The 12,503-nt window shown below is 54.9% G+C and carries 6 protein-coding genes; 2 read left to right on the plus strand and 4 right to left on the minus strand.

The genetic code is table 11. The features are described 5' to 3' along the window. The first annotated feature begins 61 nt into the window (after nucleotides 1–61). A complete protein-coding gene (locus KM934_RS09155) occupies nucleotides 62–3,814 on the plus strand; it encodes a glycoside hydrolase family 31 protein (RefSeq protein WP_215760319.1) in 3,753 nt (1,250 codons plus the stop codon). A 245-nt stretch (nucleotides 3,815–4,059) separates the two neighbouring features. Here the strand turns inward: KM934_RS09155 and KM934_RS09160 are convergent, their stop codons facing one another. The 4 genes from KM934_RS09160 to KM934_RS09175 form a co-directional block, all read right to left on the minus strand. Continuing rightward, a complete protein-coding gene (locus KM934_RS09160; RefSeq protein WP_215760320.1) occupies nucleotides 4,060–5,880 on the minus strand; it encodes an ABC transporter ATP-binding protein in 1,821 nt (606 codons plus the stop codon). Between the two features lie 92 nt (nucleotides 5,881–5,972). Beyond that, nucleotides 5,973–7,352, minus strand: coding sequence for a tRNA (N6-isopentenyl adenosine(37)-C2)-methylthiotransferase MiaB (gene miaB / locus KM934_RS09165; RefSeq protein WP_215760321.1), 1,380 nt, complete (start codon nucleotides 7,350–7,352; stop codon nucleotides 5,973–5,975). A 194-nt stretch (nucleotides 7,353–7,546) separates the two neighbouring features. Next, complete coding sequence (locus tag KM934_RS09170; RefSeq protein WP_215760322.1) at nucleotides 7,547–8,503, minus strand: phosphatase PAP2 family protein; 957 nt, start codon at nucleotides 8,501–8,503, stop codon at nucleotides 7,547–7,549. Then, nucleotides 8,503–9,498 carry an NAD-dependent epimerase/dehydratase family protein gene (locus KM934_RS09175; protein ID WP_215760323.1) on the minus strand — a complete coding sequence of 332 codons (996 nt, stop codon included), beginning with the start codon at nucleotides 9,496–9,498 and terminating at the stop codon, nucleotides 8,503–8,505. The genes KM934_RS09170 and KM934_RS09175 overlap by 1 nt, the downstream gene beginning before the upstream one ends. Nucleotides 9,499–9,625: 127 nt before the next feature. Between KM934_RS09175 and rnr the strand changes: the two genes are divergently transcribed. Continuing rightward, complete coding sequence (rnr, locus tag KM934_RS09180) at nucleotides 9,626–11,821, plus strand: ribonuclease R (protein ID WP_215760324.1); 2,196 nt, start codon at nucleotides 9,626–9,628, stop codon at nucleotides 11,819–11,821. Nucleotides 11,822–12,503 lie beyond the last annotated feature (682 nt).

Genomic DNA, 12,503 nt, shown 5'->3' on the forward strand with positions numbered 1-12,503 from the left:
AATGGGTTGCTCTATAACATGTTGGGCCCAGCGGCCGTACTCGTTTGACGCGAAAGACTATGTGAGCACTGACGACAAGAGGGCTCCGCAGTCGGCCTTCAGCTATGATGAGAAAGCCAACACCTTTACCATCAAGGCCAGCGGCAACAACAACATAGCCTTCAAAATGGACAAGGAAAGAGCTGATGGCAAGTATATGATAACCAAAGAGCATACATATTTTGTCGTAGAGGGATCCGATCTCAAGGCTAACCCGGCTACAAGTAGCTACATATGGTGGTTCAATGGTGCCAATGACAATTCGCAAGAGCCTCCTAAGTGGCACTTCACCACTGACGAAGGACACACTTTGGCCGTATGGGACATACCGGCCAACAAGGTCATGTCGAGCAACATGAATTTCTCCATGCCAACAATCACCATCGGCTCAAACGGCGGTGATTTCATACACGCCATGGGGCTGACCAGCACCAAAGGCAGCAGTACCATCCACAATGTCACTTACCTGGAGAAATACGGATTGGCGGCACTTTACCCCTGCACATGGGAGCAACTGGGCTACACGGCCGAGTCGCTCACCAAGGAGATAGCCGACAAGCTGGACGAGTGCATCAACAAAGCTGAGCAAAAGCTCGCAAACGGTGTCAGCCAGACTCTGAGTGAGGCTCTCGACGAGGCCAAAAAGACAAAAGCCGATATTACCGCCACCACCTATGCTCCTGCCTACGAGGCTTTGCACAAGTTGGAGAACGCCATGCTGACCAGCAAACCCACCATAGCCATCACCATGGTGGAGCAGATACCTGGCGGCATGCACTTCATGCAAGACAAGTTGCACACCTATGTCTTGTTCTACAACGACAAGGTGGTACGCGTGCTGAAGAGCTACAAGGCCCTGGCCGACATTGACAAGCTTAGCATGTCGGTCATACGCGACTACGATGCCACCCTGCCGCTGACCTACAACCTCCAAGACGATGGCGACATAAGCGTGGCCAGCCCCTACGTCTGTGTGACAGCAGCACGCAAGGACGGGCACCTCGCCGCCATGCGGGCTGACGGCCGCACACTCATCGTCGAGCGCCCCGACGGCACGGAGCTGGTAGAGCGAAAGGGAGTGACCGACTACGACACCTATACCCTACGCACAACGTTTGCACTTGATGACGATGAGCCCATCTTCGGGCTCGGACAGATACAGCACGGCGACCTCAACCAACGTGGCAAGAACATCCACCTGGAACAGGACAACATGAAGGTGTGCATACCCTTCTTCCAGTCGGTCAAGGGCTACGGCCTGTTCTGGGACAACTACTCGCCAACCGACTACACCGACGACGACCAGGGCACCACATTGCAGAGCACAGGATCAGAGATAGACTACTACCTGCTGGCTGGTGAAAACAGCGATGACGTGACAGCCCAGACCCGATGGTTAACGGGCGACGCTCCACTGATGCCCTTGTGGAACTTCGGCCTATACCAAAGCAAGGAACGCTATCGCTCGGCCGATGAAACAATGGGCGTCATACGCGAGTACCGACGCCGCCAGGTTCCCATCGACTGTGTCGTACAAGACTGGCAGTACTGGGGCGAGGAGAACGACCACCGCTATTGGAACTCATTGTATTTCCTCAACAAGACACACTTTAGCAACTACCAGGAGATGATTGACGACATACACAGCAACAATGCACATCTGCTCATCTCCATTTGGGGCAACTTTGGTACCGAGACACCCGGATACAAGGAGCTCAAGCCCCTTGGCCGCATGATACCCGCCACCAGTTATCCTTGGAACAATGGCGTGGAGCCTATCGACGTATGGAGCAAGACGGCGCAGGATGTGTACTGGAAGCACCTCTACGCCGGACTGGTGAGCCATGGTACGGACGCCTATTGGATGGATTCTACTGAGCCTGACTACCAGAAGCACAGCGACGCCGAGCTGGACTATGTCAGCGAGGTGGGACGCAGCTGGAGAACCATGCGTAACAGTTTTGTGCTGGGCCACATCAGCGGTGTATACAACCACCACCGTGAGGCGCAAGACACTGACGAGACACTGGCACAGAAGCGTGTCAGCATACTCACACGCAGTGGTTTCGTCGGACAGCAACGATATGCCGCCAACACCTGGAGCGGTGACATTTCCGCCTCCTGGGAGACCTTGCGCAAGCAGATACCTGCAGCCCTCAACTTCACTGCCTGTGGCATACCTTACTGGAACAATGATAATGGTGCCTTCTTCGTAGACTACAAATGGGGCAACCATGGTCCCTTCGATGACGCTAACTACCGCAACCTCTACTTGCGGTGGACACAATTCTCTACGTTCACCGGCATGCTGCGTTTCCATGGCAGCGGACACAACAGTGAGATATGGCAACTGGGTGAACCCGAGGATGCCGACGGACAGTACAACCAAGTGCTCAAGTACATCAAGATGCGCTACCGCATGTTGCCATACATATACAGCACCTCATGGCAAATCAGTAAAAACCAAAAGAGCCTGATGACGGCACTGCCGCTGGCCTTCAACCAAGACAAGAACTGTTATGACATGAAGTACGAGTACATGTTTGGCGATGCCATGCTGGTGTGCCCGATTGTAAACGAAGGACAGACCGTCACACACAACTACCTGCCAGCTTACCAATCCACCAAGGGCGGCGCCGAGGTGGACGGTCAGTGGCTGGACTTCTGGACGGGACAGACCTTAGCGGGCGGACAGACCGTTACCAAGCAGGCCCATCTCGACATCATACCTCTGTACGTGAAAGCTGGCAGCATACTGCCATGGGGCCCCGACGTGCAGTACAGTACAGAAAAACCTTGGGACAATCTGGAGCTGCGCATCTACCCTGGTGCTGACGGCGACTTCACCCTCTATGAAGACGAAAATGACAATTACAACTACGAGAAGGGTGCCTACAGCACCATCGCCATGCACTGGGATGACGCGACAAAGACGCTGACCCTGGCCAACCGCAGCGGAAATGGCTTCCCCGGCATGCTGACCTCCCGCACGTTTAACATTGTACTGGTCAATGAGGTGCGTGGCATGGGCGACGCACACGCCACCAACTACTCTGCCACCCTGCAATATGACGGCACGGAGACGAGTGTCACGCTCAAGGAGGTCTTCACCCCAGGTGAGCGCGAGGACGTAACCAGCACATATATCATCAATCCTAGCTTCGAAGACTACACGAAAGGGTGGACACGCGACATCAACACGACTTGGTCGGGAATCAACACCGGTGGAGGCAATGGCGACCCTGTGGCGACCGACGGTACGCATATCTTTGGCGTGTGGGATGCCACGGCTGGCAAGCGCGCCAAGATAAGCCAGGTCATCACACTGCCGAAGGGCAACTACTGCCTGACCGTGGACATGCATGCTTCGGACAACGGTAACAAGCGCGTAGGTGACCAACACATCTTTGCTGGTGACCAGAAGGCGCTCTTCCGCGACCAAGTGCTCAGCGCCGGTCGCGGTGACAACGTCCCCATGCAGACGCTCACACTGGAGTTTGGTGTAGAGAATGATGGCACCAATGTGGAAATAGGTGTCAACGAGACAGAGGCTCCACAACAGACTTGGTACAAGGTGGACAATTTTCGCCTGTACCGTATCGTAAGCCGCCCCACGCTGAAGGACATCACCGATGGCATACAGGCGCAGCACACATCGCTTGACAATGGACATATCCGATACTACTCGACCAACGGCGCGCACCTCAACGCCCCCCAACGGGGCATAAACATCATCCAAAGGGGTGACAAAGCGCGAAAGGTGCTCATAAGATAAGGAGACCAGATCATGCCAAGAGTCCGACTACCGCTAGTCATAACGTCAGCTGTAGCCGGACTTTTTGGTTATTGAACGATATGTGCATAGAGCCATCGGTGTCCGAAAGTAATCTGCTTTCTCTATAGAATTGACGCCATATGGTAGACGGGGCAAGGTGTGCCTGATGAACCCAAAAGGCGGCTAACGCATGTGTTAGCCGCCTTTTGGGTTATTGCGACATGTCGTTTATTACAGCATGTCGATTATTGCTGCATGTCGTGCAATTTCTTGTAGTAGCCGTCGGCCGCCAGCAGCGAGGTATGTGTGCCGCGCTCCACGATGTGTCCCTCATGGATGACACATATCTCATCCGCGTTCTTGATGGTCGACAAGCGGTGGGCGATGGCAATGGTTGTGCGTGTCTTCATGAGCTTGTAGAGCGCGTCCTGCACCAGTCGTTCGCTCTCGGTGTCGAGTGCCGACGTGGCCTCGTCGAGGATGAGGATAGGCGGGTTCTTGAGGATGGCGCGCGCTATGCTGACACGCTGGCGCTGTCCGCCCGACAAACGTCCGCCACGGTCGCCAATGTTGGTGTCGAATCCGTTCTCCGACTCCATGATGAAGTCGTAGGCGTTGGCTATCTTTGCCGCCCGTTCCACATCCTCCATCTTAGCGTTCTCCACACCAAACGTAATGTTGTTGAGGAACGTGTCGTTGAAAAGGATGGCCTCCTGGTTCACGTTGCCGATGAGCTGGCGCAGGTCGTGGATGCCCAGGTCCTTCACGTTGATGCCATCGATGAGCACCTCACCCTCCTGCACATCATAATAGCGCGGAATGAGGTCCACCAGTGTCGACTTTCCGCCACCGCTCTGTCCCACGAGTGCCACGGTCTTTCCCTTGGGAATAATGAGGTTGATATCGCGCAACACCCACTGCTGATCATATTTGAACCCAACATGCCTGAACTCGATGTCGTGCTCAAACGAACTGACGTGAATGGGGTTTTCCTTCTCCTTGATGCTCACCTCGGCCTTCAGAATCTTATCCACACGCTCCATCGAAGCCAATCCCTTGGGTATGTTGTAACCAGCCTTCGAGAAGTCTTTCAGCGGTTGGATGATGGAGTAGAGCACCACCATGTAATAGATAAACGTCGGACCGGTGATGGCTTGGTTGTTGAGCACCAGTATGCCGCCGAACCAAAGCACGATGACGATCATCACTGTGCCAAGAAATTCGCTCATCGGATGCGCCATCTGTTGGCGAATGTTGACGCGCATAATGTCGTTGCGGTACGCCGAGTTCACCTTGTCGAACCGCTTGTTCATCTTCTCCTCGGCGCAAAAAGCCTTGATGATGCGCAGTCCGCCCAGCGTCTCCTCCACTTGGCTCATGGTGTCGCTCCACAGCGCCTGTGCCTTCATCGACTTGGCCTTGAGCTTGCGGCCCACATAGCCCATGAACCATCCGAAGATGGGCACAAAGAGAATGGTGAAGATGGTGAGCTGCCACGAGATGACGAGCAGCGTAGCAAAGTACACAATGATGAGAATGGGGTTCTTGAAGAGCATGTCGAGCGACGACATAATCGACGACTCTATCTCCTGCACATCGCCACTCATACGGGCAATGATGTCGCCCTTTCGCTCCTCACTGAAGAATCCGAGCGAGAGCTGGTTGATCTTCTGGTAGAGCTGGTTGCGTATGTCTCTCACCACGCCCGTGCGAATGGGTATGATGGTAGCCGACGAAAGGAAGTAGGCTCCCGTCTTGAGGAACGTCATGAACGCCAGCGCCAGTCCGATGAAGAGCAGCGTGGTGGTGGCTCCCATCGTGGCGATGAGGTCGTTGACATAATAGTTCATGTTGTTCATCAAGGTATCCTTGTCGAGCGCCCACGGCATGAGGCTCGTCGCCGTGTCGGCGTCGCCTGTCTTAAACAGGATTTGCAACATGGGGATGAGTGTTGCGAACGAGAAGATGTTGAGCACTGCCGACAGGATGTTGAACAGCACCGATAGCGCCAGATATTTCTTGTAGGGCGGCACAAAGCGCCTGAGCACTTGCAGGAATTCTTTCATTGATTGTTCGTTTAAGGTGGGTTTATAAGTAACCCATCATGATTTTTGTCGTTTGCGGTGGTAATTCATAGAACGCCACCTTGGGCGTAGCCTTATTCTTTCACGACTTCCTCGCCCAAGAGCGTAGCCGACGAGCTGCCGGTGATTCTCACGCGCACGGTCTCTCCGATGTGGTGGTTTCCCTTGTCGATGACCACCGCCTTGTTTTGCGGTGTGCGCCCCATGAGCTGGCTATGGCTTCGTTTGGCGAACCGCTCCAGCAGCACGTCATACTCTTTGCCCTCGTCCTTGCGGTTTTGCTCGGCCGACACCTCCGTTTGCAGGTGTATGAGCTCATTGAGTCGACTGATCTTCACCTCCTCCGGCACGTTGTCGGGCAGGTGCTTGGCGGCGTATGTGCCCGGTCGCTCACTGTATTTGAACATGAATGCGGCGTCGAAGCCCACCTCCTTCACCAGCGACAGCGTCTGTTGGTGGTCTTCCTCGGTCTCATCGTGATAGCCCACAAATATGTCGGTGGTGAGTCCGCAGTCGGGAATGATGCGGCGAATGGCCGCCACCTTCTCCAGGTAATCCTCCCGGGTGTACTTGCGGTTCATGAGTTTCAGGATCTTGTTGGATCCGCTCTGTGCGGGGAAATGTATGTGATGGCAGAGGTTGGGCTCCTCAGCGATGGCGTGCAGGATGTCCTCGGTCATATCTTCGGGGTTGCTGGTGGTGAAGCGCACGCGCATGGTGGGCACCTCGCGCGCCACGCGTCGCAGCAGTTCGGCAAAGCTGCACACGTGCAATTCCTTGCCATCCTCATCCTCAACAACCACGCCATTCTCTGGGCGCTTGCCGTTGGGCAGCAGTCCGTAGCTGTTCACATTCTGTCCGAGCAGCGTCACCTCCTTGAATCCCTTGTCGCGCAGGTCGCGCACCTCGGCGAGGATGCTCTCCACGTCGCGTGAGCGTTCGCGGCCTCGGGTGTAAGGCACGATGCAGTAATGGCAGAAGTTGTTGCATCCGCGCATGATGCTCACGAAGCCCGACACGCGTCCGGCGCCCAGCCGCTGCGGCAGCACGTTTCGGTACGTCTCTGTGGTTGAGAGCTTCACGTCGATGGCTTTCTCGCCCACCTCCACGGCCGCGATCATCTCGGGCAGACTCAGATAGGCGTCGGGGCCACACACCAGGTTGGCGTGATAGTTGTTGATCAGGTCGTCCTTCACACGCTCGGCCATGCAGCCCAGCACACCCACGATGAGCTTTCGGCCCTTCTTTTGCTCGGCGTGGAGCGTTTCAAGGCGATGGTATATCTTGTTCTCGGCGTTCTCGCGGATCGAGCACGTGTTGAGAAAAATGGCGTCGGCGTCGGCTTCCGCCTCAGTGACGTCGTAGCCAGCCATCTTCATGATGGAGGCCACCACCTCTGAATCGGCCACGTTCATCTGGCAACCGTACGTCTCAATGTATAGTTTCTTATTCATGTTATTCCTATATTTGCTTGGATGATTATCCTAATATACTTGTATGGTGTTTCTAATCTGCAACGATGATTTCCTTCCATTTCATGGCACGTTTTCTCGCCATGGCATAACCCGCGCAAGCTCGGTTCTGCTCATTTGGCTTAACGGAAACCTTCGTTTCATAGAATGTTTCCTCCCGTTTTGCTTGTCCATGCCTATTGGGTCCTGTCGTAAACCCTTGCCCACAGCAGGTAGAACAGGGTTCCCGTGACGAGTCCCGCCACCACGTCGATGGCGTAATGGGCACGTATGTAAACCGTAGCGAGGCAGATAAGCAAGGCGAAGGGGAGCAAGCCGAAGAAGAGCTTGCGGTTGTGTGTGCGCCAGATGAGCAGCATGCAAACCACCGATATGCCCACATGCGAGGAGGGGAAGGCGGCGGTGGGCCGCTCGCCCGACGTGTGGAGGTCGGCCACCACATGGTAGAACGGTCCGTCGGTCCATCCCGGCGAGGTCATCATGTCGGTGTGTGTCAGGAAATAATCGCCCACACTGGGGAACACGCCCTTCACCACCTGGTCGACGCCAACGGCGTGATAGTAGTACATCGGTCCCGTGACGGGCACCAGGTCGAACACCACATAGAAGGCGAAGAACGAGGCGAGGAGCACAAACGCGGCGCGCTCAAACTGCTCGTATCGGCTGAAGAAGTAATAGAGCACAGTAGTTACGATGATGGGAAAATAGCTGGCGTAGGCCAGATACATGAGCTCACTGAAGAAGGCCTGCGGCCAATGCTGGGCGAACACCAGCGCCGGCTGACAGCCGAAGAGACCCTGTTCCACCGATGCGAAGAAGGGATCGAGGTTGGGGAAGAGCTTGTTGAGCTCGTAGGTGTCGGCATACCACCAGCCGAGCAGCGACATTTGCACCAACACACGCGCAAATCTCGTGAGCCTACAGGGCACCAGCCGATACACCACCCACATGGCGAGGGTGATGGCTCCCAGCCTCACGCGACCCCATATCATGGCCTGGGGATTGTCGAGCTTGGTCGAGGCGAAAAGCACAATGAGCAGGGTGAGCGCCACGTAAGCCAGCGCCACCCACTCCAGCGCCATCAGCCCACGTCGGGGCTTGCGCTCCAGTTCGATGTATTTGGATAGTTGCATCACAGCCAATGGTTTTCCTTGTACCACGCCACCGACTCGGTTACGCCCTTGCGCAAGTCGTAATGGGGATGGTATCCCAGTTCGTCGCAAGCCGGCTCGATATCGCATCGCCAGTTGCGCTGCTTGAGAATGTTAAACTTATCGTTGTTGAGGGCGGTAATGGTATGTCGCATCCGCCCAATGTGCTCACCGAAGAAGGTAACGAGGCGCAGCACCCAGATGGGGGCTTTCACGCGTATCCACCAGGGCTTGCCAAGCTCCTCGTGCAGGTAATCGCTAAAGGTCGACGACTGGTAGACGTTGCCATCCGAGAGGAAATACTTTCTTCCCGACATGCCATGGTCGAGGGCGAGGAACACCGCCTGCACCACATCCTGCACATACACGAACGTGATGTCCTGGCGTTGGAAGCCCACGCTGAAGTCTACATGTTGCTTGATGCTCTTCGCCATGAGGAAATAGTCTTTCTCACGAGGGCCGTAGACGCCCGTGGGACGGAGCACAATGTAGTTGAACTCGTTGCCGATGGAGTCGAGAAACTGCTCAGCCTTGAGCTTGCTCTTGCCGTAGGCGGTGTTGGGGCGCGGCGTGTCGTGCTCCGTAATCTCCTGGTAGGGCTGCTCTTCGCGTATGGCCCCGAAGACGCTCAGGCTGCTCAGGTAGATGAAGCGCCTCATGGACATCTTCGTCTTCAGGATGGCGTTCACCAGGTTCACTGTGCCCTGGTAGTTCACCTTCATGAAATCGGAAGCCGTCAGGCACTTGGTGACGCCCGCAGCATGCACCACATAGTCGAAGTTGTGACCGTCGAGCGCCTGCGCCAAACGATCCTCCGACGAGAAATCAAGCTCTATGAAATGGATGCGAGGATCGCCCAGGTAGCTCCTCGAACTCGAACCGCGCACGCCAGCCCAGGTCTCGAAGCCGCGGCGCAATGCCTCCTCCACTATGAAACTGCCAATGAATCCACTGGCACCGGTAATTAATATCTTCATCGTTAATAGGTTACAAAGTTACGACATTTTAAAATTCTTAGCAAAATAATCCTAATAAAATTAGGAAAGTTCAATTCTTTTTAGTTAATTTGCATATATAAACCGACGCTTTTAAAACTAAGAAAATATGGGAAAAGGCAGGAAGGGCGGCAAGCATATCACGAAGAAGCAACTAACCAAGGAGTTGGTCGATTTCTTCTCCGGACAGCCCGGAAAGACGCTGTCGTTTAAAGAAATATTTAGGTCGATGCACCTCAGCACGCACCCAGCGAAGATGCTGGCCATCGACATCATGGAGGAAATGGCATGGGACGATTTCCTTACGAAAGTTTCCGACACCAGTTATCAGCTCAACACCAAGGGACAGGTGCAGGAAGGCACCTTCATCCGCAAGGCCAACGGCAAAAACTCGTTCATACCCGATGGAGGCGAAAAGCCTATCTTCGTGGCTGAGCGCAACTCGATGGGGGCGCTCAACGGCGACCATGTGAAGGTGTCGTTCATGGCCAGAAGGCAGAAGCACATCAAGGAGGCGCAGGTCATCGAGATCCTGCGGAGGGCCAAGGACCAGTTTGTGGGCCGCTTGCGCGTAGACAAGGACATCGCTTTCTGCGTGCCGCAAGACAACTCGTTGGCGCACGACATCCTCATCCCGAAGAAGAAAGTGAAAGGTGGCAAGACCGACGACAAGGTGGTGGTGAAGATCATCCAGTGGCCCACCGACGAGCATAAGAACCTCATCGGTGAGGTGGTCGACGTCATCGGAAAGAGCGGCGACAACGACGTGGAGATGAACACCATCCTCGCCAAGTTTGGACTGCCCTACAAGTACCCGAAGAACGTGGAGGATGCGGCCAACGCCATCTCGGGCGAGATAACACCGCAGGACGAGGCCGAGCGCGAGGATTTCCGCGACACGTGGACCTGCACCATCGACCCCGCCGACGCCAAGGACTTCGACGATGCCCTGTCGATCAAACAACTTGACAAGGGGCTCTATCAGGTGGGTGTGCACATCGCCGACGTTTCACACTACGTTACCGAGGGCAGCGTCATCGACAAGGAGGCCATGAAGCGCGCCACATCCATCTACCTCGTAGACCGCACCATCCCCATGTTGCCCGAGAGACTCTGCAACTTCATCTGTTCGCTCCGCCCCGACGAGGACAAGTTGGCCTACTCGGTCGTGTTCAACCTCGACGACGAGGCCAACGTGAAGAGCTACCGCATCGTGCATACCATCATTCGCTCCAACCGCCGCTATGCCTACGAGGAGGCGCAGCAGGTGCTGGAGGACAATGGTGTGAAGGACGGAACGGGCGAGCCTGCACCGGCACCGGGCAAGGCGGGCTACAAGGATGAGTTTGGTTGGGAGATTTGCACCCTCGACCGCCTGGCTAAGAAGCTGCGTGAGAAGCGCTTCAAGAACGGCGCTGTGAAGTTCGACTCCGAGGAGCTCCACTTCACCGTCGACGAGAAGGGCCATCCCACGGGTTGCTTCTTCAAGCGCTCGAAGGACGCCAACAAGCTCATCGAGGAGTTTATGCTGCTGGCCAACCGTACAGTGGCCGAGAGTGTGGGGCGCGTGCCCAAGGGCAAGAAGGCCAAGGTGTTGCCCTACCGCATACACGACAATCCCGACCCTCAAAAGTTGGAGACGCTGCGCGAGTTTACAGCCAAGTTTGGCTATAAGGTGAAGACCGCCGGAACGAAGGGCGCCATAGCACGCAACCTCAACAAGCTGATGGACGACTGTGAGGGCAAGCGCGAGCAGAAGCTCATCCAGTCGGTAGCCCTCAGGGCCATGATGAAGGCCAAGTATTCCATTCATAATATAGGACACTTCGGTTTGGCGTTCGACTACTACACCCACTTCACGTCGCCCATCCGTCGCTATCCCGACACCATGGTCCACCGCTTGCTGACACGCTATCAGCAAGGAGGCCGCTCGGCCAACGCCAAGCACTACGAGGATCTCTGCGAGCACTGCTCCGACATGGAACAGGTGGCGCAAAACGCCGAGCGCGAATCGATCAAATATAAGATGGTTGAGTTTATGGGCGACAAGATTGGCGAAATCTACGACGCCCACATCAGTGGCATCACGTCGTATGGCATCTACGCCGAGATCGACGAGAACCACTGCGAGGGCATGGTGCCCATGCGCGACCTCGACGACGATTACTACGACTTCGACGAGAAAAACTTCGTGTTGCGCGGACGACGCCACCACCACAAGTACCAGTTGGGCGACGCCATTCGCATACAGGTGGCCAAGGCCAACCTGGAGAAGCGCCAGCTCGACTTCACACTGGCCGAATAAGCGGGCCATCGGGCCATGCGCCATCGGCCTTTCCAAACCAGTTTGGAACCACAGGACGGTGCACCAAAATGTTTAACAACGACATTTTGGCGCACCGCCTTTTTTATGCTTTCAAACGCCAACCGTTTGGTCTAATGGCATCGATCATTGGACTATGATGACGATTACCGATAGCAATGAAGAGGTTCACTGTTGTGTTTTTTGGTTAAAAAGTTGTGTCGTGTTTTTGCGTGAAATAGAGCACGAAAAAGCCATTCTTATGCCATCGCAGCACCCAAAATGAGAGGTGCGCATACCGTTAGGCAGGTATCGAGTGGCGAAAGATGCCTAACCGAGCCACCGTTAGGAAGGTATCGTCTTGCGATCGGGCATGTTTCGGGGTGCGAAACATGCCTAACCGCAAGGGGAAATGCGAAATTGGGAGTGCGGAATGCTTACAAATCACCACAACGTTTTGATTATTAAGCAATTACATAAATGCGCTGAGAATGGCGTATTTCGGCCAAATATTTCCGTCGCGGAAAAGAAACGTGTAGTTTGGGCTATAGATTGTTGGCTTTTTTAACCCAAACCGGTCATTAGATTTCAACCCAAATTGGTCATTAGATTTCAATTCTTAATACATAACTAAAGTTTCTGATTTAGTTTCAAACGGGCTGAACTAACAGTCACCGGCGCAAAG

Origin of the sequence: Hallella faecis (assembly GCF_018789675.1) — a bacterium.
Classification (GTDB): domain Bacteria; phylum Bacteroidota; class Bacteroidia; order Bacteroidales; family Bacteroidaceae; genus Prevotella; species Prevotella faecis.

What these genes read in the sequence shown, in the direction of transcription:
- miaB (WP_215760321.1), bottom strand. Translation starts at nt 7,352, where the DNA reads ATGAATAAGAAACTATACATTGAGACGTACGGTTGCCAGATGAACGTG.
- KM934_RS09175 (WP_215760323.1), bottom strand. Translation starts at nt 9,498, where the DNA reads ATGAAGATATTAATTACCGGTGCCAGTGGATTCATTGGCAGTTTCATA.
- rnr (WP_215760324.1), top strand. Translation starts at nt 9,626, where the DNA reads ATGGGAAAAGGCAGGAAGGGCGGCAAGCATATCACGAAGAAGCAACTA.
- KM934_RS09160 (WP_215760320.1), bottom strand. Translation starts at nt 5,880, where the DNA reads ATGAAAGAATTCCTGCAAGTGCTCAGGCGCTTTGTGCCGCCCTACAAG.
- KM934_RS09170 (WP_215760322.1), bottom strand. Translation starts at nt 8,503, where the DNA reads ATGCAACTATCCAAATACATCGAACTGGAGCGCAAGCCCCGACGTGGG.